Genomic DNA, 24,083 nt, shown 5'->3' with positions numbered 1-24,083 from the left:
CGGACAACGGCCTCCTCGTCGTCGTAGGCTCAAACCGGACGTGCGCCGGGGACGGCGCAAAATGCCCGAACCGGAAGGCGGGTCGGTTGTGCTAACCGCCCGGCCCGGGTATCGTTTGATGCAGGCGAAGGAGGCGCGAACCGCCTGCTCTTGAAGGTCTTTCGACGGACGAGCGAGGAGACCCGCGGGACATCGCTTCCGACGGCCGCCGACGGCACGGAGGAGCCGCATGGTCAGCGACCGCGAATTGGATTGGGGACTCTTGGAACGGGCGCGGGGGGGAGATTTTTCCGCCTTCGAAGCCCTCGTTACCCGCTACGAACGCCGCATCTTCGGTCTGGCCCGCCGCATCGTCCGAAACGAACACGACGCGGAAGAGGTGGTGCAGCAGACCTTCATCACCTTGCTCGAGCACCTCCACGATTTCCGGGGCGACTCGGCCTTCGCGACTTGGCTCTTGCGGATCGCGTCGAATCACGCCCTGGCCCTTTTACGGCGCGAGGCGGTTCGGGCGGCGGTTCCCCTGGCCGACGATGCAACCCGCAACGGCGACGACGATCTGCCCTTCCCGTCGTTCATCGCCGAATGGCGGGAAACCCCGGATCAAATCCTCGGTCGCGCCGAGACCGGACGCATCCTGCGCGAGGCGCTGGACCAATTGGATGACAAATACCGGCTCACTTTCCTGTTGCGGGATGTGGAGGGGCTTTCCACGGCGGAGACGGCCGAGGCCCTGGGGATCACGGAGTCCAACGTCAAGGTGCGGCTGCTCCGTGCCCGGCTGATGCTGCGGGAGAAGCTGACCCGCGTTTTCGGCGACGAAACCCGGGCCGTCGAACCGCATCGTCACGACGATTAACGGGCGGCGCCCAGGCCGCGTCCGCGGGCCGCGGCGATCACGGCCCCGCGGGGACGTCTTCGTCGTCTTCATCGTCGGGCGGCGCGGGCGGGCGCACGATTCCAACGTAAGCCCGCCTGTTCCTCCAAGTTCCGGCTCCAGCGGCTGTAGGCCTCGATCCGGTCGTACCACGACACCGAGATGTACGTCTGCTGGTTTTGCCGCACGAAGGCATCGTACAGTTGCGCCGGAGAGGGCTGCATTTCGATCACGCGAACCAGATATACCTTGGAACGCGGCTGGTTCCAGGCCACGCCGATTTGTCCCGGTTGCAGCGAGAAGACCGCCGCCATGAACTCATTGCCGGGCTGATCCACGGCATCCTCGTCCACCACCAAGCCGCTCGCCGGATCCTTGCGCTTGGCCTTGATGGAGCTGAGGAAGGGCGGGCGCGACGCCGCCCAGGCCAAATCCAACTCCCCGTACGTCAGCCAGGAAAACGGCTCCGTCTCGGGGATGATCCGTGCGTCCTTGAACTCCTCGGTGCCGGCCAAGTACTCGGCCAACGTCTTGCCGGATTTCTCCGCTTCGGACGCCAACCGTCCGCATTCGGTCTCGGCCAGCTTGCGTCCCTCGATTAACCGCCACGCTTGCAGCACTTCCTCCCGGACGCCCGGATCGGTGAACTCGGGCACGTGTTCCTCGACGCGTTCGGTCGGCCAGGCAAGGTACTGATTCTGGTTGATGTCGAAGGTCCGGCTGGTGAGGAACTCTCGCAAATCGAAGACGACCTGCGAAAAGGGAACTCCCTGCGAGTCGGTCGATTTACCGATCTCCAAGGCCTCGACTTCCCAGCGAGGGAGAAGCTCGGTTTGCCCGTACTGGAAGCCCTCGCGGCGGGCGATCTCTTCCAAGTTGGGACGTTGCGGCGGCTCGGGCGGCACGGCCTTCGATTCCTTGGCCGACTCCAGCGCCGACAGATAATTGCCCCAGGCCATCTGATAGCGACGCATTTCCTCCTCGATCTTGTCCAGCGCCGCCCGCATTTGCTCGACCGCGATGATCCGCCGGACCTCTTCCCGCACTTCCTCGAAGGGACGATACTTCGGCTTCTCCGGCGCGGTCGGCGGATTCTCTTCGGGCGGAGTTGCCCCGGATGGGGTTGTCGCCGCAGCCCCCTCACCCGACGGCGGCGACGATTCCGGTTGCGCGGCTGGGCTCGCGGCGGGCGGAGCAACCGCGGCATCGGCGGCATCGGCGGGAGCTCCGGGCGAAGGCTCCGACCCCGCCGGCGGCGATCCCTCCGGCTCCGCCGTACTCTCCTCCGCGAAGCCGACCAATCGCATCATCGGCCGGTTCCCTCCGCGAGACTGATCCGACGACGCAGGGCCGTCCTCGCCGGTACCGCTCTCGGTAGAACCCGCCGGCTCTTCCCCGCTCTTGTCGCCGGAAGGTGCCGGTTCGGTCGCCTGTTGGGGAGCCTCTTGAGGAGACTCGCTTGCCCCGGCCTCGTCCGCGGGCATGGAATCCGGCGCCGCTTCCGCGGCATCGCTCGGCGGGGAATCTTGCGGCGGCTGCGGGGCGGTTTCGGGGGCGGGCATCTCCGGCGATTCGGGCTTCGGCGTCCCGTCTGCGGGGGACGATTCGGCCTGGCCGTTTTCCACGGCGGGTTGCTCGGCCGGCTTGGATTCCGGCGTCTCCATGGCGCCCGGCTGGGGCGGGGCGGCCTCTCCGCCCTCGCCCGCCTGGGGCGCGTCGCTCGGCTCCGATTGGGGTGCCGTCGTCGCGGGCGGCGTCACTTCCGGGGTAGGGAGCGTGGGGCCGGTCGGCGCAGCCGCGCTCGGCAAGGCGGCCGATGTCTGCGGCGCAAGGAACAGCTCGTCCTTCCGCTCTTCATACACCCGCCGCAGCTCGTCTTCCGAAATCGACGTCCGCTCCAACCACATCGTCACATCCCCTTTGAGGTACTCGAAGCGGACCTTCTCGGGGACTTTGAAACCGGGGTCGGGACTGTTCGGTTGCGGCAAGCGCGTCTTGTATTTCTCGAACAGTTGCCGCAATTGGGCCTCGGACGGAGGCGCAACCTTGGCGGCGAACTTTTCGAGGGGGATTTCCGCCAGCTCCACGGACGCCATGCGGCGGAGTCGCAGGAAGTAGTCCCAGCGCTGACCCGGCGTCTCGCCCGCGTAGCCCGGCAAGAATCGCCACGGGTCCACCCCGCTCAGCTCGGCGTAGCGGACGGCCAGCAAGGCCAGGCTCATGCCGGAGAACAGGGCGTCTTCATCAACCTTCTGCTGTGCCATCAAACCTTGAAGGTCTTGCGGAGAGATCGCGATGCCCGTCGAGCGCAGCAATTCCTCGATGTAGCGGTTGACGGCGGCATCCGATATCGTCATGCCCGCCGCTTCGGCGTATCGGGCAAGGAGCCACAAACGCACGACCTGCTCCTCGGAAAGCTCCCCCAGCGTTTGACTGAACATGACGACTTGCATGGGGTTGCCCTGGCGGCGCGAGACGTAATCTTGCAGGGCTTCCAGGAATCGTTGGACGGCGGCTTGCCCGCTCCAAAGACTCGCCAACTGCTGCTCGGTCAGGCTGCCGAATCGCTGCGTCACGACGACGGGGGGCGTGCTGGAGCCGCGGGTCGCGCCGAGGTATTCCAGCAAGGCCGGTATGATTACGAAGCTGATCATCGACATCAAGAATAAGCCGACCAGCAGGACCTTGGCGTTCTTGCGAAAGATTTTGAAGGGACTGGCCATGGTGAGTCGTTTCCGCTCCTGGCAACGATTCGGAAGTCACGGTGAGGATGCAAAAGCCGCCCGCAAAAGGCATCCACCACCGCGAGGGGAAGCCTTCCGCCTTGACACTTCACCCGAAAACAGCAATTGTAACGTTTGGGCGGTTCGTGCCGAACCGGGCCCCTTTACCCGGTGATCGCGGAACGGTCATTCTAAATTGCTTTGAAACAATTGCAAATGCCAACGTCCCGGCGTTCGGGGCTACCGGGCGGGTGGTAGCTGCAACCGATCGGCCCGCGATTGGGCACCGCCGCACGGAAACGGGCGTTCGCTCGCCTAGCATGCGGCGATCCTTCAACCACCTTTCGAGTTCCCGGCTCGACGCGAGTCTGTTCAAAAAACTGGAAGTGTCATGGCGAAGAAACAATCGGGCACGCCGAGTCGGCTCGTCATCGTGGAATCCCCGGCCAAGGCTCGTACCATCAGCCGATTCTTGGGGCCGGACTACCGGATCGAGGCCAGCATCGGTCACATCCGCGACTTGCCGGAAGGGGCCAAGGAGTGCCCCCCCGAGTACCGGGGACAGCGGTGGGCGTATCTCGGCGTCAACGTGGACAACGATTTCGAGCCGATCTACATCGTCCCTAGAGACAAGAAGAAGCAGGTCGGCATACTCAAGGAGGCCTTGAAAAACGCCTCGGAGCTGCTGCTGGCGACGGACGAAGACCGCGAAGGCGAAGCCATCAGTTGGCATCTGTGCGAGGTCTTGCAACCGCGCGTGCCCGTCCGCCGATTGGTCTTCCACGAAATCACGCGGCAGGCCATTTTGCAGGCTTTGCAGTCGCCGCGCGCCATCGACGAGAATCTGGTGCGGGCGCAAGAGGCGCGCAGGATTTTGGATCGGCTGTTCGGTTTCGAGGTCTCGCCGCTGTTGTGGCGGAAGCTCGGGCGGGGCCTCTCCGCCGGACGGGTGCAGAGCGTCGCCGTGCGGCTGATCGTCGAACGCGAGCGGCGGCGGATGAGCTTCGTCCGCGCGGCGTATTGGGATATCGCGGCGGTCTTGGCGACCGCCTCCGGCGAATCGTTCCCCGCCGTATCCGTCTCGGTGGACGGTCGCCGCATCGTCAGCGGGCGCGACTTCGACCCCACCACCGGACAGCTCAAGGTCGCCGAGGGCGGCCGACCCGGCTCGAGCACCATGCTGCTGGACGAGGCATCGGCCCGGTCCGTGGCGGAGCGGGCGCGGCGGGCCGTTTGGAAGGTACTTCAAGTCGAGGAAAAGCCGTACGTCACGCGGCCCTATCCCCCGTTCACCACCAGCACCCTCCAGCAGGAAGCCAACCGCAAGCTCGGGTACACCGCGCGGATGACCATGCAGATCGCCCAGCGGCTGTACGAAAACGGCTACATCACGTACATGCGCACGGATTCCACGAACCTGTCGCAGGAGGCGGTGGACGCCGCCCGATCCACGATCCGCTCCCTCTACGGAGAGGCGTATCTTTCCTCCGCGCCGCGGGTCTATGCCACGAAAGTCAAGAACGCGCAAGAGGCGCACGAGGCCATCCGTCCGGCCGGCACCGAGTTGCGCTTGCCCGAATCCCTGCGGGGCGAATTGTCTCCCGAGGAATTGCGGCTGTACGACCTGATCTGGAAGCGGACGGTGGCCTGCCAGATGTCCGACGCGCGGGGACGGCGCGTATCGGCACAGATCGACGCCGACGGGGTGGTTTTCCAAGCCTCGGGCAAGACGATCGAGTTTCCCGGCTACTTGCGGGTGTACGTGGAGGGCGCGGACGATCCGGAGGCCGAATTGGCGGACCGCGAAACCGTGTTGCCGCCGCTGCAACCGGGACAGGAATTGACGCCGCTGGAGGTCGCGCCCAACGGACACGAGACGCAACCGCCGCCGCGCTACACGGAAGCGGCGCTGACCCGGGCCTTGGAGGAGATGGGCATCGGCCGGCCCAGCACCTACGCTTCCATCATCGACACGATCCTGGAGCGGAGATACGTCTTCAAACGCGCCAATGCCCTGGTGCCCACCTGGACCGCCGTGACCGTGGTCCAGCTCATGGAGCGGCACTTGCCCTCGCTGATCGATTATTTGTTCACGGCGGAGATGGAGGACGCCCTGGACGCCATCAGCCGCGGGGAGCTCCGCTGGGTGGACTATCTGCGGCGGTTCTACTTCGGGAACGATCGACCGGGACTGAAGCCTCTGCTCGCCAGCAAGGTCGAGGAGATCGACGCCCGGGAGGCCTCGCGCGTGTTCATCGGCCGGCCGCCGGGGGCGGGCGACGAGGACCCGGGGATCTGGGTCCGCGTGGGCAAGTACGGCCCGTTTCTGGAATACGGCGAGCGCCGCGGAAGCATTCCCGACGATCTGCCGCCCGACGAATTGACGCCCGAAAAAGCCCTCGAGTTGCTGGATCGCGCGGAGCAGGCCGAGCGCCCGCTGTGTCTCTGCCCCCAGACCGGAAAGCCCGTCTATGTGAAGACCGGTCGTTACGGCCCCTACGTTCAAAGGGGCGAGAGCGGCGGCGGCGAGAAGCCGGAATACGTCTCGCTTCCCAAGAAGATGCGGCCGGAGGAGGTCACGCCGGAGATCGCGCAGAAGTTGCTCGCGCTGCCCCGAACGCTGGGGACCCATCCGCAAAGCGGTGAGCCGGTCGTGGCCCAGCTCGGACGCTTCGGTCCGTATGTTCAGTGCGGGAGCGAGACGCGCTCCATCCCGGACGACATCTCCGTGCTGGACATCACGCTGGAGCAGGCCTTGGAGTTGCTGGCCCAACCCAAGGGAACGCGTCGGCGGAGCATCGAGGCCCTGCGGGAGCTGGGCACGTCTCCGGTGACGGGCCAGGCCGTGAAGTTGATGGCCGGCCGGTACGGACCCTACGTCACCGACGGCGTCACGAACTGTTCGCTGCCCAAGTCGGTTCCCCCGGAGGAGGTCACGCTGGAGTCGGCCTTGCCGTGGCTGGCGGAAAAGGCGGCCCAGGGAGGCTCGCGGAGCAGCCGACGGCGGACCGCGAAGAAGACTCCCGGCGGCGGTTCCGCCGCGCGGACGACCGCCAAAAAAACCGCTAAAAAAGCCGCCAAGAAAGCCGCCGTCAAGCGCTCGAGCAAGGGAACCAAGGGGACGTGAAGCGTTCCGGCGTCACCCGCGAGACGCCAGGCGCCATCCGTCGCCCGCCCGGCGGCAAGAAAACAAAACCCGCGGCACAACGCCGCAAGAAAAACAAATCCCGCGGCACAACGCCGCGGGAAATTATCCGTTACGGGGGTCCGACCGTAACGGCTTAACGGGAACCGGCGAGGTAACGGCCGTCGGCGACGACGGTCGAGATCAGACCAATTCTTTGCGGGCACCGACCAGACTGCGAATCCGTTCCGCCAGCAGGCCGGCGTCGAACGGCTTCTTGAACGTCTCGTTGATCGCCGATCGGTCGAAGCTCATCGAGCTTCCATCGTCGGGAAGGAGGGCGATCAGCACCACCTCGTTGAATTCGCCGTTGCGGCGGACGTGCTGGCAGATCTGCAAACCCTCCGTTTTGCCGATCGAGAAATCGACCACGATGCAATCCGGGCGAAAGCTCTCGGCCTGGATGCCGGCGTCGAAACCGCTGGAGGCGACCGCCACCTTGAACGCGCGTTCCGGCGGCAACTCGCGCTTCAGATTCTCGATCAGCAATTGGTCCTGGGCGACGATCAAGACCTTGGCGGTCGTCTCGTCCTCCAGTTCCCCCAAAGGCATCCCGTGTTCCCGGAGGAACTTGATCAGGTACTCGCGCGGGATGCGACGATCCTGGGATCCGGGAATGCGATAGCCTTTCAGGCGACCCGAGTCGAACCATTTGCTGACGGTGCGCGGGGCAACTTTACAGATCTTGGCAACCTGACCTGTAGTGAAGACCTTCATTGCAGGCTCTCCAAACTGTCACTAGATCCAATGGATTCTCCGGTCGGCCTCTACCGACCGCTCCTCCGCGCCCCGCAGTCTTCCCTTGCATTGCCGCTCGCTCCGTCGTGCGGCGCGACATCCGTCCTGTTTGGGAAGACCCCTGGGTCGGGGCGTGCGAGGTGACCGCTTCCTTCGTCGGCCGTGGTGCAGCTCCTTCTGACCCGCGCCTCATCATTGACATCGGCTACCCGGTTCCCTGGAAGTCAGTGAAAACTCGTAAAATGGGGAAGTTTCAGTTCGATCCAGCCAATTACTACACTGACTGCCGCTCGCGAGACCGGGTGGTCCGACACATCCGGGAGAGAAAATGCGAGAAGAACGCTTGGTTTCTTCCCTGCAATCGGGAAGCAACCGGCGGGTTTCCTTGCGATTTTCCCCCCTGACAACCGTCCCATGCCAGGCTTCTGCTTCTTCCGCGTGGCAAGGAACAAACGCTCCGATTGTTAGTTTCGATTTTTTATCCGCCCGCACTTTAGAATCTTTCCACGCCCTTGCGGAATGTGGGCGTTGTAACGAAAGGCGCGGTCGCCCAGAACATGCGGATGGCGAAAACTATGCGCACCGCGGAAGAGGCGGCGCCGAGGCAAGACGAGACAAGACGACGCGAAAAAAGCGATCAGGCGGCCTGTTCGGCCTCCGGCGGGGACTCCGGCTCGGCATCGCCCCGCGGAATAAATTCCCCGTTTTCGCTGACGTCCTCGAACCGTACCGAGACCCGCTTGGAGACGCCCGACTCCTCCATCGTGATCCCGTAGATGGTATCCGCGCAGGTCATCGTCTTTTTGGAATGCGTGATGATGAGAAATTGGGTCACGGACAAGAAGTCGCGCAAGACCTTGGCGAAGCGATCGATGTTGGCCTCGTCCAAGGCCGCGTCCACTTCATCCAGCACGCAGAACATGCTGGGCCGGCTGCGGAACATGGCCAACAGCAAGGCCACGCAGGTGAGCGTTTTCTCGCCCCCGCTCAGCAGGGAGATGCTGCGCGGTTCCTTGCCGGGGGGCCGCGCCACGATTTCGATCCCGCTCTCCAAAACGTCCACGCCCTCTTCCAATTCGATGCTGGCCTGCCCTCCGCCGAACAGCTCGCGGAAGAGCACCCCGAAGTGTTCCCGCACCGAATCCAGGGTAGCCAAGAACAAGCGGCGGCTGTCGGTATTGATGCGGTCGATGATCCGCTGCAAGGAGGCCTTGGCCGAGGTCAGGTCTTCGTATTGTTCGGAGAGCGTTTCGTACCGCCGTTCCAATTCGGAAAGCTCTTCCAGGGCCTCCAGGTTGACGTTCCCCAATTGGTGAATCTTGCGCCGCAAATCGTCCATTTCGGCTTGGATTTCCTCGCGTCCGCGCTCGTCCTCCAAGGCGGACGGGCGATCCAACTCCGACGGCGTGATCCCGTAATCCTCCCGCAACCGCGAGGCCAGGGCCGCCTTTTCGTGGATGACGCCGTTGCTCTCCAGCTCCAGCCGGTGCAGCTCGGCCTCCGCGGCGTGGATTTCCTTGGCCAAGGCTTGCAGCCGCCGCGTGCCGCGCATCCGCTCCTCCTCCCAGGCGGCGCGTCGCCGGGAGACTTCCCCCAGGTCCCGCAGCACGGCCTCCTTTTGCGAGAAGGCGATCGCCAAGTCGGCCTCCGCCGCGAGGACGGACCGCTCGGCGAGGCGGCACTTCCGCGCGGCCTCGCTGAGGCGCTCCCGCAACTCGTCCCTTTCGCGCAATCGTTCTCGGCCGGCCTCCTCCTGGCGCCGTCGCTCGGATTGCAGGTTGCGCAGGCGTTCTTCGCACTTGGCCAGCTCGACCTTCAGCTCCGTCACGATCTTCGTGCGTTCGCGGACGGCCGCTTCCGAGTCGGCCAGTTCTCGCGCCGCCTGGGCCAGAAGTTCCTCGGCCAGCCGCGCGCGGCGTTCGGCCTCCGCCTTTTCGCGCAGGGCTTGCTCCAGCAGGCCGGCCGTCTCCTCGATGTCGCGCGTGACTTGCTCGAGTTGCAGCTCCAGGTCCCGCACTTGCGGTTCGGCCTCCTCCCAGCGCGAGCGGAGGGCGGCCAAGCGGTGCCGGCATTCCGCCGCTTCGCCGCGGAGCCGTTCGCTCGCAGTCTCGGCTTCGGCCAAGGCCGCTTCCTCTTGGGCGACCTGCGTGCGGAGGGAAGCCTCTTCGTGCGCCACCCGGGCCAAGGCTTCGGCCAGACGGCCCAATTCCTCGTCCAAGGCGCGAAGCTCGCTCTTGCGGCTGACCAAGCCTCCGCCGGCGCTCTTGGGTCCGGCGATGACGATATCCGCTTGGACGACCTCGCCGGCCAAGGTGACGAACCGGGCCGAGCTTGCGGGATCGCTGAGGCGCAAGGCGGCCGCCAGGGTATCGACGAACCACACGTTTCCCAGCAACCGCCGCTTGAGCGGCTCGCAATCGGGATCGGTTTCGACGAAATCCACGGCCCGCCCCAACACGCCGGGCAGATCGGCGAACACCGCTTCCTCCTCACCGGAGGGCGGCGGGCACGCCGGTACGTCCATGCGGAGGAAGGCCACCCTGCCCGCCGGAGCGGCGCCGCCGCTGAGCCAGCCTTCGAACAGCGGGGTGCTGTCCGTCAGGACGACGTATTGCGCGGCCTCGCCCAGTGCGGCGTCGACCAACAGCGCGGCCTGGAGTTCGGCGCGGAAGAGGTCGGCCACCAGTCCCCGCACGCGACCGCGATCCTCCGGCGACCCCTCTTGAAGCCGCTGCAAGAAATCCTTGACGCCCGGCTCTACCCCCTCGCGGCGGCTTTCCAATTGTTGCAAGACCGCGCGGCGTTCGCTCCGCGCGGCCTGATGCCGCTCCCATTCGCGGCGCCGGTTTTCGACGGCCTGCAATTCGCCGCGGGTCCGGGCGAGCGCCGATCGCCGCGACTCCAGCGTCGCGCTCACCGCCTGCTCGGCGCTTTGCGCGTCCGCCAGCCGCGCCTCCCAGGCGGCGATCTCTTCACTCAAGCCCCGCCGCCGCTGCTGCAAGGCGGCCGACTCCTTTTCGATGCGCTCCTTCTCGGCACGGGCGGTTTCCAGCCGGGCCTCCAAGCGGGCCGCCCCGTTGGCCGCGTTCAAGGACGACTGCAATGCCTCCCACTGCGTGCTTTGCCGCTCGTCATGCAGCAAGCGGACGCGATCCAAGGTCTCCAAGGCCTCGGAGAGCCGGCGTTCCCTTTCGGCCAAGTCGCGGGCCAGCTCGCGTTGCCGCTGTTCGACCTCGGCGGCCGTTCGGGCGAGCGATTCGTGGGCGCCGGCCGATTCCCGGACACGGCGATCGACCTCCAGGAAGGCCCGGCCCATGCGACCGATTTCCCGTTCCATATCGCGGAGCCGGCCCATCTGATGGGCGATGGCGGCCTCGGCGGCGGCGATGCGTTCGCGAGCGTCGGAAGCGGCGGCTTGCAATTCCCGGGCCTGCCCGTCCAGCGTCGCCCCCTCGGCCTCCAGGCGGCCCAGCTCCTCTTCCACGGCGGCCTGTTCGCAAGACGCCCGTTCGCGCCGCTCCGCGGCGGCCCGGCTGCCCTCCGCCGACTCCGCCAACCGCCGGTTGAGTGCGGTCCAATCCAGGCGGGCGGCGTGCGTCCGCAGTTCGCGCAGGCGTTCCGTATGCCGGCGATACCGTTCCGCCTTGCCGGCTTGCGAACGAACCACGCGGAGACGGTTGCGGACCTCCTCCACGATGTCGGCCAAACGGAGCAGGTTCTGGTCGAGCCGGTCGAGCCGGCGGAGCGTTTCCAGCTTCTTCGCCTTGAAGCGACTGATCCCGGCGGCCTCTTCAAAGACGGCCCGGCGTTCGATGGGCGAAGCCTGGAGCAATTGATCGATCTTGCCCTGCTCGATCACGGAATAGGCCTGGGTGGCCAGCCCCGTTCCCGCCAAAAGGTCGCGAATGTCCCGCAATCGGCAGGCCCGGCGGTTGATCAGATACTCCGACTCGCCGCCCCGATAAACCCGCCGCGTGATGTGGACTTCCGGCGTGTCGAGGGGGAGGAGGCCCTTGGAGTTGTCCAGCGTGAGCGTGATTTCGGCCGCATTGAGGGGGCGTCTCCCCGCCGATCCGTTGAAGATCACGTCCGCCATTTCCCGGCCGCGGAGACTCTTGACGCTCTGCTCCCCCAGTACCCACTTCACGGCGTCCACGACGTTGGACTTGCCCGAGCCGTTGGGACCGACGATCGCGGTAATGCCCGCGCGGAACTCGAAGCGAGTCCGCTCCGCGAAGCTTTTGAAACCGGCGATCTCCAGGGCCTTCAACATCGCGATGACAAGGGTTTGTGGGGCACGATTCGGGCAGGGTTACCGGCGCGAGGGGAGCCGCGGCGACGCGCTCCGCCGGCTCGGACCGGCGGCCCGAGGTCCAGTCGCTTCACCAACGACGAGCGCGGCCCGGGTTGTTTCGATCCTCCCAGGATAACCCAAAACAGCCGATTTCACGAGTATGCGGCCTCCGGACCGGGGCGGCCCGCTCATTCGCCCTCGCTCTTGCGCAACCCCAACCGCCGTAGCAAACCGGGCCGTTTTGCCGCGGCGTTCTGCTCGGCGGCCGGTTGTTCGTCGAACGACGAGCCTCCGTCCGTCATGCTCGGATCTTCCCCGTTCTCGGCCAAGGGTCCGCGGAACGGCTCGTCGGAGGGCGTGCTCTCCGGCAGATAGCGGCGTCCCGGTTCCGGCAGGGCGTCCACCTCGAATCGGGCCGTCAGGTAGCCGCCGGCCTTGGCCTGTTGCAGCATTTGCACGACTTCGGGATAGGTTCCCCCCAGCTCCACGACGGCTCGAATGACCTCGTCCAAATCATCCGAGACGAATCGCTTCTGATCGGGTTCGTTGGGGGTGAACTTGGAGACGACGATCTTGCCCGGCTCGCGACCCGTCACCATGATCCGGTTGCCCGCGTCCAGAACCGGCGGATTGTTGAGTCGAATGTGCGAGCCGAAGAGGACCAATTCGGCCCTGCGGCTCTTGGTGACGTGGACCATGGGGGGGCCGTCCACGTTGAGAACGTGATACCAGAATTGATCGCCCAGCTTCTCGCCCATGATGACGGGATCGTTGGGGTTCAGGGTGGTGAGGGCGCGGAAGGCCCCGTAGCGCGTCTCGGCGCTGGGCGAGGCCAGCATGGACCGCAACTGCTCGACCGACTCCAAGTCGTTCAGCGCGCCCAAGGCCGATAGCGCGTACACGCGGAAGGCAGGCTCGTCGCGCGCGATTTGGCCGAGGACGGGCGCGGCGTCCGGGCAGTCCAGGTAGGCCAGGGCCTCGGCGGCGTAGAAGCGGATCGGCGGCCGCGGCGATTGGAGGGCCTCTTTGAGCGCCGCCACGGCCGGATTGCCCATCGCTTCCAGCTTGATGGCGGCGGCGGCCGCGGTATCCGGATTCATCAGTTGCTGTTGCAGCTCGCTGATCCGCCGCACGCGGTCCGTTTCGTTGTCTTTCAACGGGATCGCGCGGATCACCGCCAGGTAGCGCTCGATGTTATCCTTGTAGCGCGGATGGACCTTCAACTCGATGTATTCGTTGGTCTTGGCCTTGGCCACGCCCTCTTGGATGCCGCGATGGATGAGGGAGAAGCGGCGATTGACCACGGTTTGCACGCGGGCGCTGTTGAAGACCGATTGGTGCTCGGGCTTGAGGACCAAGCCGAGCGTGCGGGACGTTCGCGCGACGCCGCCGCCCAGGATGACGCCCCGCGTGGCGTAGATCGGGTCCTTGGCGGGATCGGCGTTGGGATCGACGAGGACCGGCCCCTCGCCGGACGCCAGGACGCGACCCTCGCGCATGGCGCCCCCGAGCACTGCCATTTCCCGCATCGGGACTTCCAGCAGATATCCGCCGAGAAGACTCTTGGTCTCGCTCCGGGAGGGAACGCGGACCTCAATATCGAAGCGGTCGCCGCGCTGAATCCCCGGCCGGAGGTATCCGCGGAGCAGGACGAGCGACGTATCGGGCGAGGCCAGCACGGTGTTGGGCGAATCCACGCCGCGGCGCTGCATTTCGGCCAGGAGGTATTGCCTCTCGGGCGAGGGAAGCGGATCGCTCCCCGTTCCCCGCAAGCCGGTAACCAGACCGATGGATTCGACGGGAATGGGGTGCAGGCCGTAGGGCACGGCCAAGTCGCCGACGATGTCCGCGTTCTCGCTCGTGGCCTCATCGAGGCGGCGTGCCGCGTCGCCCCGCGACCAGAGCGAACATCCCGCCCCGACGACCAGGGCGAGCAGGCTGGGAACGGTCATAGCAAGGCGAATGGAGGACTTCATGGGGAGACGGCATCCTTGCCAAATAGGCCGCAATGGGGGCGACGGCGCCGCGGCGGCCGGCCCGTCCGATTCCTGGTTTGTTTCCGCCCGAACCGCGGATGAAGCCGGCTCACGGCACGGCGCACCCGAGCCGGCACGGGGCGGTCGGCGGGTAGGTTACCGGCCCCCCCTCGTTTCTACAAGGCCAATTGCACACCCCCCCATCCGGCCGGGAGTGGAACGCCCGGCGCATTTCGCTTGAGCCGAATTCTCCCTTGGAGCATAAGATAAAATAAGAGAGAATTTTACGGCGCCGGCTTCCTTGCCCCCAAGGACGCCGACCGCCCGACCTCCGAATTCTCCCTCGGCTTGCCGGAGCGTCCGCACACCGCGGCTTCACGCGACCCTGAGGTTTTTCTGAATCGCCCGCGGCCGCCCGGCCCCAATCTTCGAGGAGCCTCCCTGCATGAGTTCGGAAAACTACCTCTTCGTGACGGGACGCTTGGCCGAGCCTACCCTGCGGCGCATGCTTCCCGATCTCTCCGAGTGTTTCGATTTCCAGTACAACGTGGCCGTCATGCCGATCTCCGTCGCCGCGCTGATGAGCACGGGCTGGCTGGCCGAGCGGCTGGAGGTCCCCGAAGAGACGACGCGCATCCTGTTGCCCGGACATTGCCGAGGGGATTGCGAGATTTTGCAGTCGCGGACGGGACGCCGCGTGGAACGGGGGCCGGGCGATCTGCACGATCTCCCCCGCTACTTTCGAGAAAAGAATTGCCCCGCGGCGGTGGGAGAGGATTACCGCATGCGATTGGCGGCGGTCATCAAACAGGCTTCCCAGTTCTCGCGCCCGCTCATCCACCAGCAGGCCGATTCGCTCGTGCAGGACGGGGCGGACGTGGTCGTGCTCTCGCACGAGGATCGCGAGCCGTGGCCGGCCGCCAAGGGAATCATCCAATCCTTGGTCGAGGCGGGACACCGAGTCTGGGTCCGCAGCCTGGATCCCGCGGTGCAAAAAACCGCCGTCACCGCCGGAGCCAAGTACGTCGAGCCTTTTCGCCGCGAGAACGGCGACTTCTGGAAACGCCGCAAGACCGTCGCCGTCGTGACGCCGGACCTGCCCGGCACTTGGGCCGGCGTGGACGAAAAGATCCAGTGGTTGAGACGCCATGAAGTGCCCTGGATTCTGCAAGTGAGTTTGACCCCGATCGGGATGGGCTTCGCGCCGGGCATGTTCCAGCTCTTCGAGGCGGCCGCCAAGTGGGAAGACGCCGAGCTGAGCATGGATTTGTGCCCCCTGCTGATCCACAGCCGCGCCGACTCCGCCCCTATGCTGCTGTTGATGCTGGGGCTGGCCGAGGAGTTGGGCTACCGCTTCGTGCTCACCACGCAAAGCGTCAATACGGCCAGGACGTCCGTCCGGGAATGCGATTGGATTCGCCGCCTGACGTTCGCCGCCCGCCGTTACGGCATCTCGATTCGCAATTTGGACTATCAATTGGCCATGCTCCGCGACCCGCAACCCGCTGATAACCGCGAGTTCATCGACGAGTTGGCGACCCGCTTGTCGGACCCCTCGCCGCGGGTATTCGTCTCGGGGCGGGAACTGCGGGTGCTGGGCTTCGGCCGAGACATCCGCGGCGACGACGCCTACGACGTGTTCGAGCAGCTCTTGGCGGCGGCGGCCGCCGCCAAACGCTCCGTCGACGCGCGGACCGCCTTTTACCTGGGCTACGAGATGGCCAAGGCCGGGATCGCCGGGCTGTTGGGCAAGAATTATTCTCAGGACGAGGCCCTGCACTGGGGCATGCATACGGTCCGAGAGCCGTCTCCCGCCGAACGGCGACAGCGGCGCCTCGCCCGAAAAAAAGCCGTCCAAGCCTGCGAGGAGACTTAGGAGCCGCCGGTGTCCGCGGGCCTCTTGCCGCTCGTCCACGAAGCGCCCTATGTGGACATCGAAACATTGTTGCCGCATTGGGCCGACTTGCCCTACTGCGTCTGCCTCGACACCGCGCTGCCGCACGAGGCGACCGGCCGTTTCACCTACTTGGCGGCCGACCCATACCGGGTGTGGGCGATCCCTACCGACGCCACGACCTCCGACGCGCTGCGGATGCTGGAGGAGGCGGCGGCAGCGGTCTCCCCGCCCGATGTCGCGGCCTCGCCCCCCGGCCCTTGCCCTTTTTCGGGCGGCCTGGTCGGCATGTGGAGCTACGACCTGGGGCGGCACTTCGAGGAGCTGCCCATTCCCCTCGCGCGCTTTCGGGACAACGACTTTCCGCTGTTTTGGGCCGGGCTGTACGACGTCGTGCTGGGGATCGATCACCGCGATCGCCGGGTCTGGCTCATCTCGCAGGGGCTTCCCTTCGTGCAACCCGACCGGCGCCGACGCCGCGCTGCCTCGCGATTGCGGCGATTCCGATTACTCCTGGAACAAGCCTTGGAGCAAGCGGCGAGCGAGCCTGGAAGCCGACCGCGCGGTACGCACTCGGGGCCTGCGCCGGCCGTGCCTTCGGCGTTTCCGCCCGGTCCGCCGCGGCCGACCGCCTTCGGCGTCCGGAGCAACTTCTCCGAGCAGGAATACCTGGAGGCGGTGCGGCGCGTAGTGCGTTACATTCGGGCGGGCGACGTCTTCCAAGTCAATCTCTCGCAACGGCTCTATCTTCCCGCCGCGTGCGATCCGGTTTCGGCTTACCTCGCCCTGCGTCGCAATAACCCCGCGCCCATGGGCGGTTTCCTCGACCTCGGGCCTCGGCAGCTCTTGTCCACCTCCCCGGAACGCTTGGTTCGCATCCAGGGCGACCGCGTGGAAGCGCGGCCCATCAAGGGCACGCGGCCGCGCGATGCCGATTTCCAACGCGATGCCGCGGCGGCGGCGGCCCTGGCGGCCGGCGAGAAGGAACGGGCCGAGAACACCATGATCGTGGATCTGCTCCGTAACGATCTCTCACGCGTCAGCCGCCCGGAGAGCGTCCGTGTGACCGCCTGGAATCGCGTCGAGTCCTACGCCGGGGTGCACCATCTCGTCTCCGTGATCGAGTCGGAACTGCCGCCCGGCAAGACCTGGCGGGACGTGATGCAGGCCGTCTTTCCCGGCGGCTCCATCACCGGGGCGCCCAAGATCCGCGCCATGGAAATCATCGCCGAGTTGGAGCCTCATGCCCGGGGACCGTATTGCGGCGCCTTGGGGTACGTCTCCTTCTCCGGCGCGGCCGACTTCAACATCCTGATCCGCACGGTTCTGGCCGATCGCGGCTGGTGGATCGTGCCCGTGGGCGGCGGCATTACCGCCCAATCCGATCCCGCCGACGAATACGCCGAGACCTGGGACAAGGCCCGCGCGATGGTCGACGCCTTGACCGCGGCCGACCACGCCCCGCCGCCCGGCGAAGACGCCCCTCACTCCGTTAACTTGCCCTGATCGAACAGTTCCCAGAACTCGGCGGGCGGATAGAGGCGATCCTCGATCCCCCAGTCGGATTCCCCGAAGGCGGTCCCGATTTCGCGCAAGCTCGCCATGCCGCGGACGGCATCCAGCCCGCCCTCGATGCGGGAGGGCGTGAACACCAGCCGCTCCAGCATCAACCAGCGGAGAGGGCTGAGGTCCTTCACCGGCGTTCGGGCAATGTGCAGGCGCTTCAGCGGCATGCCCTTCAGCGGCCGTAAATCCTCGACCGCCGTACCCGCCAACGTCAAGCTCTCCAGCGGTGATTGCGCCAGCGGCGTGATGTCCTGGACCGGCGTATCGTTGAGCCAAAGGCTTTGCAGCGGACACGCCGCCAACGGAGAAAGGTCGCGCACCTTGGTGCGCACCAGGTTGAGTTGCCGCAGCGGACTACCGCGGAGGGGCGTGAGATTCTCCACGGGCGTCTCGCTCGCCGAAAGGTACTCCAACGGCATCCCTTGCAGGGGCCTCAAATCCACGACGCGCGTGCGGTCGACGGCCAACGCGGTCAGGGGCAGCCCCTGAAGCGGCGTCAAATCCTCAACGCCGCATTGGAACAGATCCAGCTTGTGGATGCGCAAGCCGGCCAAGGGACGGAGGTCCTTCACGGCGGGATCATTGACCGCCACCACCGTTTCCCCGCCTTGCTTTTCCATCACGGCGGCGCCTTGAAACCCCGGATTCGCCGCCCGGAGCTGAGCCGTCAACGCGTCCGGATCGACGTCGCGCAGCGCGAGCGGAGCGGCCGCGGCGTCGGCGGCGTCCCCCATGCCCGGCCGGGGTTCACCGGCGGCGTTCGCGGGCTGCTCGGCAGCGGCCGGCGCGGCCGGGGCGTCGGCTGTCGGCGGGCTTCCTTCCGGTTTCGAGCAACCCGGCATGCAAAGCCCCGGTAACAGCAGTGCCGCCCAGGCAAAGACGGAGGCGCAAGCCCTCCGCGGACACAACAGGCCGGCAAACAACATGGCGACACCTTCCGCGATGCAAGAGGCAGGGAGACCGAACCCGGCACGGAACCCACACGGCCGGGCCATGTTACGAGTTTACGCCAAACCGGCGGCTCATGGAACCGACACGGAAAATACGAAAGGCAAAGGCTTTGCGCGACGCGCGCGCGGCGGGCGCATCCGCCGCCGCTTCCGCGTCACAGTTTTATTCGACGCAACTCATTGTGGCGAACCTTTTAACAGATTTCTAACAGTTCCCTAACAATTCTCTAACAATTCCTTTCTAAGATGGCTCTGAAACAAGCGCGAAGCAACCACGGTGAGAGTTGGTCGTCGGGCGAAGGGCGCCGGTCCGGTTACCTCAAATTGCAAGGCGCCGTTTCAGAAGCAGGAGGTTGTTGCCATGTCGTTTCATGACCCCGTTTCCCGATCAGGCCCTCGCAGCGCCTTCACGCTGGTGGAGCTTCTGGTGGTCATCGCCATCATCGGCATTCTGATCGCCTTGCTCCTTCCCGCCGTGCAGGCCGCCCGCGAAGCGGCCAGACGTTCCCAGTGCACCAATAATCTCAAGCAGATCGGCTTGGCGATGCACAACTTTCAGGATGTGTACGGCCGGTTGCCGACGGGCGCCCGCGACGGCGACCACCGCAAGCCCGACGCGTTGGATGTTTGCTGCAATTCGCGAACCCGCTACGGCTGGAGCTTTTTGTATCACATCCTCCCCTTCATCGAACAGCGGACGGTCTACGAGCTTTCGAGCGACAGCGATGATCCGACCACGATCGGCTCCGGCCAAAACTCCAAGGAGAACCTCGTCGCTCAGCAGGCGGTCACCGTGTACTACTGCCCGTCGCGCCGCATTCCCGAGCCGATCGGCAGCGGCAAGTTCTACCGCAGCGACTACGCCGGGAATGCCGGAGAGCGCGACACGGCGGGCATCCGCTCTTCGGACAGCAGCGGCGGCAAGCGGGGGGTGATCATTCAGACCGACCGCGGCACCACTCGTGTCGAACTGATTCGCGACGGTTCGTCCAACACCATCATGGTTTCCGAAAAGGCTCTGCATCCCAAGGCCTTCGGCAGCGACGGCGGCGATAACGAACGCTGGAACAACGCGGGCTGGGACGAGGACATCGTGCGCTACGGCGCCGGCCTGTTGAGCAACGGCACCACCTACGGCATCACGCCGATCCCCGACAACAAGGCGCCGTACAACCCCGGCACGGGATGGACCACGGTCACCGACGCGGGCGGCCGCGTGTGGGGGCAATGGCACCCCTTCTTCGGATCGTCCCACCCCGGCGGCGTGAACGCCTGCATGGCGGACGGCGGAGTACGGTTCCTATCCTTCACGATTCAGCACGAGGTCTTTCGCCGCCTGTCTTTGACCGACGACGGCGAGCCGATCGATAGCGGATTCTGAAGAAATACCCCCTTCCACCCGCCAGGCCGACGGATTACCCGCGGTGCATCGCCCGACATCCCGCCTAGGTCGCTACCTAACGGCGCCGCGGGTAATCCTAGGCCGAAGCTTGAGCATGGGTTTTCCTTGCCGAACGCCGGACGGCGGTCGGCGATGGGAGACGACTTATGAAGACGACGTCCACGTCGATCCGAGTTTTGCGGAGACCTCATTCATGCTTCGTATAGGATGCGTCTCGTTGCTGGTAATGCTTGTCGGCGCGGCCGTATCGGGCTGCAATCGCACGCCGCCCCCTCCGCCGCCCATGACGCCGGAAACTCAGGCCGCCATCCAGGCCGAGGATCAGCAGGTATTCGAGGCCGAGAGTGCTCAGCGTGCTCAACGTTGAACCTTGGCTTGGTTGAACCTTGGCCCGCCGGGTGAGGAGACTCGCCCGCCGGCGTGGAGCATATTGCGGCTGTTTTCGTGAAATCTTAAAGTGGCATCCGTTTTTTGAGGAGAGTGCCTATGTTCTGCCTTTTCCGGAATTTACCCCTGATTGGATCCGACCGGCGCGCCCGATCGGGCTTCACCTTGGTCGAGTTGTTGGTCGTGATTGCGATCATCGGCATTCTGATCGCCCTGCTGCTGCCCGCCGTGCAGGCCGCACGCGAAGCGGCCAGACGTTCCCAGTGCACCAACAACCTCAAGCAACTGGCGCTGGGAATGCACAACTACCACGGCGCCGTCGGGGTACTCCCCTTCGGTTTCAGCGACTTGGAGCAGTCATGGCACGCGATGCTGCTGCCGTACATCGAACAAAAGAACCTTTACGACACGCTGATCTTCCAGGAGTCGGGAGACGGCAACTGGGACTCCGGCTCGGCGAACACCAAGGCCTGCCAAACCGTCATTCCGGCCTTTCGGTGCCCCAGCCTGCCGATCGCGGAGAGGTTCGACTACAACAACATCCCGGGCCGCGTACCCACCAGCTACAACGGCGTGGCGTCCTCGCAGGCGGCCTCGGACGACTTGAGCACGATCCCGCCGGGCAACCCCAAGGTAGCGCTCGAGCAGTATCCGCTGGACGGCGTCTTCTTCGGCAACAGCAAGATCCGACTCGACGACGTGAAGGACGGCACCAGCCATACCGCCATGTTCGGCGAGATGCACACCGATCCCGAGTACGTCAAGGATAATCAAGGCATGGACTACTGGCAGATCGGCTTGCCCCAGACCGGCGGTTGGGTGCAAGGCGGCAAAGGCGGTACGGAATACTCCGAAGCCATCGCCTCCACCTATCCCAAACTCAACGCGTGGCGCGATCCCACCGTGCACGGCGTCTTGATGGAGATCGCGTTCGGCAGCTATCATCCCGGCGGGGCGAATTTCGCCTTTTGCGACGGCTCCGTGCGGTTTCTGAGCGAGACGATCGAGCTTTCCGTCTACCAGGGGATCGGCTCCCGCAACGGCCAGGAAACGCCCGGCTCGTTCTAGCGAGGAAGACGGGGTTTCCGCGCATGCACACCGCGCGGCGCCGTAGGGAAAGCCTCCGATGTGCCGTATGAGGAGTCCGGATCGTGAAACAGATGATTGTTGCATCGAGTTTGTCCGCGGTCTTGCTGTTCCTTGCCGGTTGCGGCGTGAAGACCGCGGCGGACTATTCCAAGCTCGATCTGGTCTTGGGATCGGGCACCGTGACCTTGAACGGACAACCGCTCCCCGACGCCGTCGTCATGTTCGAGAATCCGGAGGATGGGACCGTCTGCGTGGGGCTGACCGACGCCGCGGGTCGCTACCAGCTTCAAGTCGATTCGCGAAAGAAAGGCGTCACCACCGGTCGCAAGATCGTGCGGATTAGCACGGCGACGCGGATTCCCGGTCTGAACGTCGGTTTCGACGGCGAGGGCGGGGGTGCCGAGGAGGGCGGTGAAGGAGCGCCCGCCGGACCGCCTCAAGAACTGGTCCCGGCCCGCTACAACAAGGAATCGCAATTGACCGTCGAGGTGACGCGGAATCAAACGACCTACGACTTCGCCCTGACGTCGCCGTGAGCGGCGTCCGACCGTATCCCGCGCCGGGAGGCCGCCGTCCGTCACCAAGCCTGACGCGACCCCTTGTTCGCGACGGCGGTTTCCCGGTCCCATCATTGCTCCGGTCGAACGGTCGGCCGAATCACCACGCAGTCGATCTCCTTCATGGCCTGCTTGAGGCGCTCGAAGCGGTCGTCGTCGGGGCAGATGCCCACGATCGCTCCGCCGGAACCGGCGAATTTGGCGGAGACGCCGCATTGCCGGGCGGTCTCCACCATGCGGATGTGCCCGGGGGCCAGGTTGAGGATCGAACGGCGGAGGTCGAAGTTGGCGTCCATCAGGCGGGAGAACTCCCCCCAATCGCGAGCCGCGAGGGCCGCCCGGCCGCGCTCCGCCAACGCCGCGAACTCTTGCATGGCTTGAAGCACGGCCGGCTCGCCGCGTCGATACCGCCCGCGGAGATCATTGTGGATGACCTCCGTCGGCTCGGCGATCCGCGGGTCGTAGGCCAGATACAGCGGCGGTAAAAGCTCCAGGTCCAACGGCTCGTAGACGCCGCAGGCGTACCCCTGGATTTGCTCCATCTTATCCTTCGCGAAATCCATGTAGACGAGACCCTCGTAAACTTGGATCACGCGATCTTGAAGCCCCGCCGCAATGCCCAGCTCGTCCGTCTCGACGGAGAGAATGAGGGAGGGCTGCACCCGCCGCGGAATGGCCACGCCGTAGAAATCCATCAGGCAGCGGAGCACGGCCGTGATGATGGCGCTGGAGCCGGCCAGGCCCACCTGTCGCGGTATCGTGCTTTGATAGCGGATCGAAAAGTTGCGGTCGTGCAGCGCAATCCCCTGCGCGTCGCAATACTCGACGAATTTCTTGATGGTGGCTTTGACCAGACGCACGCCGCCGTAATAGCCGTGCAAGCGGACGTCGCGGGCCAGCTCGCGAACGGATCGAAACTTGCTTTGATCCTCTTGGCTGAGCACCAGCTCCAACCGGTCCCATTCGTAGAGCACGGCCTCGGCGCGAAAATCGCGGATGATCACCGAAATCGTCTTGCCGTGGTACCCGTCGGAGGGATTCCCCAGCAGCCCGGCTCGAGCGTAGGCGTAACGTCGAATCAATTCCATGGCAAAGCGGTTTCCGCGAAAGTCGTGACGGCGGCGGGATCGATCTCAGGCAGGGCGTCCGCCGCGCTTGCAGGTCGTGCCGGCCGCGCGTCCCCTTCGATACGGCCCGATTACAGGAATTCCCGAACGAATTGCCGCAATTCCGGGCCGTACTCGGCGTCGGCCAGGGCGAATTCCAAAAAGGCCTTGAAGTAGCTCTCGAAGTTGCCGATGTCGAACCGCCGTTCGGACGGCGGGAGTCGCACGCCCAGCACCTTGCCGCCGCTTTGGATCAGTCGTTGCACGGCGTCGGTAAGCTGGATTTCGCCGCCCTTTCCCGGTTCCGTGGCGCGGAGGTGCTCGAAGATGGCGGGGCTGAAGACGTAGCGGGCGGCCACGGCCAAGTTGCTGGGGGCTTCGGCGAGCGACGGCTTTTCGATGATGCCGGTCAGGCGAAAGACCCCGTTTTCCTCCTCCGGCGGCCCCTCCGGCCGCGCGATCCCGTAATGCACCACGTCCTCGCGGGGAACGATCTCGAAGGCGATGACGGCATCCGCTTGTTGCGATCGGAACTCGTCGATCATGCGGCGGACGATTTGCGACTGGGCATGCAGTCCGATGATGGAATCGCCCAACGCCGCCACGAACGGCTCGTTGCCCACCGCCGGCGCGGCGCACAGGATGGCGTGCCCCAGACCCAATTGGCGCCGCTGCCGCGTGTAGAAGTAGTCGAGATCCGCCCGCTCGAACGCCAATTCCTTGAGCAATTCCTCCTTGCCGGACTCGCGGAGGCTTTCGACCAGCTCCACGTCGATGTCGAAGTGGTTTTCAATCGCCGTCTTGCCCGGCCCGGTGACGAACAGGAAGCGTTCCACGCCGCAGCGGGCCAGCTCCTCCACCACGTACTGCACGACCGGCTTGCGTCCCACCGGCAGCATTTCCTTGGGTTGGCTCTTGGTGAGCGGGAGGAGCCGCGTGCCGCGTCCCGCCACCGGAACCACCGCCACATTGATCTTTCCGTCGGACATCTTCGATCCCCATGCTTGCGTACGTCGCTTCCTTGCCCGTCCCGTCCCGCCCGGGCAAGCCCCAACGCCGAGCGGACACCGCGGCAAATGCCCTGCCGGTCCGCCCCGGCCTCTTATCGCAGGATAACCCCGGAATGCTCTTGGAAATATAGGTGATAGGGGCAGCCGTGCAAATCAGGCGGCATGACCGTGCCCGTCGCCCCCGTGCGAGACTCGACCGCCGGAACGAGGTGCCGGACCGAGGTGAAACCGAGTCGTCACGGGCGGGGCGAAAACCGAAGCAGCGGATGCCGCGAGACGCGCCGACCGCTTAAACTGACGGAGAAACGGATACTCGCGTCGTACCTGTCG

The 24,083-nt window shown here is 65.5% G+C and carries 15 protein-coding genes; 8 read left to right on the top strand and 7 right to left on the bottom strand.

The features are described from left to right. The first annotated feature begins 229 nt into the window (after window positions 1-229). On the top strand, window positions 230-859 hold the full coding sequence (locus tag ACZ5B4_RS14445) for a sigma-70 family RNA polymerase sigma factor (RefSeq protein WP_464911936.1): 630 nt from the start codon (window positions 230-232) through the stop codon (window positions 857-859). 68 nt (window positions 860-927) lie between these two features. On the opposite strand, the gene ACZ5B4_RS14440 is transcribed toward ACZ5B4_RS14445, so the two are convergent. Further along, window positions 928-3,600: a hypothetical protein gene (locus ACZ5B4_RS14440; protein WP_464911935.1), complete on the bottom strand. Its 2,673-nt coding sequence runs from the start codon at window positions 3,598-3,600 to the stop codon at window positions 928-930. Window positions 3,601-3,991: 391 nt separating this feature from the next. Between ACZ5B4_RS14440 and topA the strand changes: the two genes are divergently transcribed. Continuing rightward, on the top strand, window positions 3,992-6,727 hold the full coding sequence (topA, locus tag ACZ5B4_RS14435) for a type I DNA topoisomerase (RefSeq protein ID WP_464911934.1): 2,736 nt from the start codon (window positions 3,992-3,994) through the stop codon (window positions 6,725-6,727). Between the two features lie 201 nt (window positions 6,728-6,928). Here topA and ACZ5B4_RS14430 read toward each other — a convergent pair whose 3' ends face one another. The 3 genes from ACZ5B4_RS14430 to ACZ5B4_RS14420 form a co-directional block, all read right to left on the bottom strand. Further along, window positions 6,929-7,501, bottom strand: a complete 573-nt coding sequence (locus tag ACZ5B4_RS14430; RefSeq protein WP_464911933.1) for a helix-turn-helix domain-containing protein — start codon at window positions 7,499-7,501, stop codon at window positions 6,929-6,931. 658 nt (window positions 7,502-8,159) lie between these two features. Further along, a complete protein-coding gene (gene smc / locus ACZ5B4_RS14425; RefSeq protein ID WP_464911932.1) occupies window positions 8,160-11,795 on the bottom strand; it encodes a chromosome segregation protein SMC in 3,636 nt (1,211 codons plus the stop codon). Window positions 11,796-12,004: 209 nt separating this feature from the next. Then, complete coding sequence (locus ACZ5B4_RS14420; RefSeq protein ID WP_464911931.1) at window positions 12,005-13,792, bottom strand: flagellar basal body P-ring protein FlgI; 1,788 nt, start codon at window positions 13,790-13,792, stop codon at window positions 12,005-12,007. 445 nt (window positions 13,793-14,237) lie between these two features. On the opposite strand from ACZ5B4_RS14420, the gene ACZ5B4_RS14415 reads away from it, so the two are divergent. Continuing rightward, complete coding sequence (locus tag ACZ5B4_RS14415) at window positions 14,238-15,668, top strand: DUF6513 domain-containing protein (protein WP_464911930.1); 1,431 nt, start codon at window positions 14,238-14,240, stop codon at window positions 15,666-15,668. 9 nt (window positions 15,669-15,677) lie between these two features. Further along, entirely contained in the window at window positions 15,678-17,192 is a 1,515-nt protein-coding gene (gene pabB / locus ACZ5B4_RS14410) for an aminodeoxychorismate synthase component I (RefSeq protein ID WP_464911929.1), read from the top strand. Here pabB and ACZ5B4_RS14405 read toward each other — a convergent pair. After that, window positions 17,171-18,178: a leucine-rich repeat domain-containing protein gene (locus tag ACZ5B4_RS14405; RefSeq protein ID WP_464911928.1), complete on the bottom strand. Its 1,008-nt coding sequence runs from the start codon at window positions 18,176-18,178 to the stop codon at window positions 17,171-17,173. The two genes, pabB and ACZ5B4_RS14405, sit on opposite strands and share 22 nt — an antisense overlap. A gap of 385 nt (window positions 18,179-18,563) precedes the next feature. On the opposite strand from ACZ5B4_RS14405, the gene ACZ5B4_RS14400 reads away from it, so the two are divergent. From ACZ5B4_RS14400 to ACZ5B4_RS14385, 4 genes are all read left to right on the top strand, one after another. Further along, window positions 18,564-19,583: a DUF1559 domain-containing protein gene (locus ACZ5B4_RS14400; RefSeq protein ID WP_464911927.1), complete on the top strand. Its 1,020-nt coding sequence runs from the start codon at window positions 18,564-18,566 to the stop codon at window positions 19,581-19,583. A 115-nt stretch (window positions 19,584-19,698) separates the two neighbouring features. Beyond that, window positions 19,699-19,971 carry a hypothetical protein gene (locus ACZ5B4_RS14395; RefSeq protein ID WP_464911926.1) on the top strand — a complete coding sequence of 91 codons (273 nt, stop codon included), beginning with the start codon at window positions 19,699-19,701 and terminating at the stop codon, window positions 19,969-19,971. Window positions 19,972-20,090: 119 nt separating this feature from the next. Next, on the top strand, window positions 20,091-21,059 hold the full coding sequence (locus ACZ5B4_RS14390; RefSeq protein ID WP_464911925.1) for a DUF1559 domain-containing protein: 969 nt from the start codon (window positions 20,091-20,093) through the stop codon (window positions 21,057-21,059). An 83-nt stretch (window positions 21,060-21,142) separates the two neighbouring features. Next, a complete protein-coding gene (locus tag ACZ5B4_RS14385) occupies window positions 21,143-21,616 on the top strand; it encodes a carboxypeptidase-like regulatory domain-containing protein (protein WP_464911924.1) in 474 nt (157 codons plus the stop codon). 92 nt (window positions 21,617-21,708) lie between these two features. Here the strand turns inward: ACZ5B4_RS14385 and ACZ5B4_RS14380 are convergent, their stop codons facing one another. Further along, window positions 21,709-22,725 carry a mevalonate kinase family protein gene (locus tag ACZ5B4_RS14380; RefSeq protein ID WP_464911923.1) on the bottom strand — a complete coding sequence of 339 codons (1,017 nt, stop codon included), beginning with the start codon at window positions 22,723-22,725 and terminating at the stop codon, window positions 21,709-21,711. A 110-nt stretch (window positions 22,726-22,835) separates the two neighbouring features. After that, the gene (locus ACZ5B4_RS14375) at window positions 22,836-23,732 is read right to left on the bottom strand and encodes a UTP--glucose-1-phosphate uridylyltransferase (protein WP_464911922.1); all 897 of its coding nucleotides are present in this window, start codon (window positions 23,730-23,732) and stop codon (window positions 22,836-22,838) included. Window positions 23,733-24,083 lie beyond the last annotated feature (351 nt).

Source organism: Thermogutta hypogea (assembly GCF_055386265.1).
This window is presented reverse-complemented; position numbering and strand designations above follow the sequence as displayed.

What these genes read in the sequence shown, in the direction of transcription:
- ACZ5B4_RS14445 (WP_464911936.1), top strand. Translation starts at nt 230, where the DNA reads ATGGTCAGCGACCGCGAATTGGATTGGGGACTCTTGGAACGGGCGCGG.
- ACZ5B4_RS14400 (WP_464911927.1), top strand. Translation starts at nt 18,564, where the DNA reads ATGTCGTTTCATGACCCCGTTTCCCGATCAGGCCCTCGCAGCGCCTTC.
- topA (WP_464911934.1), top strand. Translation starts at nt 3,992, where the DNA reads ATGGCGAAGAAACAATCGGGCACGCCGAGTCGGCTCGTCATCGTGGAA.
- ACZ5B4_RS14415 (WP_464911930.1), top strand. Translation starts at nt 14,238, where the DNA reads ATGAGTTCGGAAAACTACCTCTTCGTGACGGGACGCTTGGCCGAGCCT.
- smc (WP_464911932.1), bottom strand. Translation starts at nt 11,795, where the DNA reads ATGTTGAAGGCCCTGGAGATCGCCGGTTTCAAAAGCTTCGCGGAGCGG.
- ACZ5B4_RS14380 (WP_464911923.1), bottom strand. Translation starts at nt 22,725, where the DNA reads ATGGAATTGATTCGACGTTACGCCTACGCTCGAGCCGGGCTGCTGGGG.
- ACZ5B4_RS14440 (WP_464911935.1), bottom strand. Translation starts at nt 3,600, where the DNA reads ATGGCCAGTCCCTTCAAAATCTTTCGCAAGAACGCCAAGGTCCTGCTG.
- ACZ5B4_RS14430 (WP_464911933.1), bottom strand. Translation starts at nt 7,501, where the DNA reads ATGAAGGTCTTCACTACAGGTCAGGTTGCCAAGATCTGTAAAGTTGCC.
- ACZ5B4_RS14420 (WP_464911931.1), bottom strand. Translation starts at nt 13,792, where the DNA reads ATGAAGTCCTCCATTCGCCTTGCTATGACCGTTCCCAGCCTGCTCGCC.
- ACZ5B4_RS14405 (WP_464911928.1), bottom strand. Translation starts at nt 18,178, where the DNA reads ATGTTGTTTGCCGGCCTGTTGTGTCCGCGGAGGGCTTGCGCCTCCGTC.
- ACZ5B4_RS14395 (WP_464911926.1), top strand. Translation starts at nt 19,699, where the DNA reads ATGGGTTTTCCTTGCCGAACGCCGGACGGCGGTCGGCGATGGGAGACG.
- ACZ5B4_RS14390 (WP_464911925.1), top strand. Translation starts at nt 20,091, where the DNA reads ATGTTCTGCCTTTTCCGGAATTTACCCCTGATTGGATCCGACCGGCGC.
- ACZ5B4_RS14375 (WP_464911922.1), bottom strand. Translation starts at nt 23,732, where the DNA reads ATGTCCGACGGAAAGATCAATGTGGCGGTGGTTCCGGTGGCGGGACGC.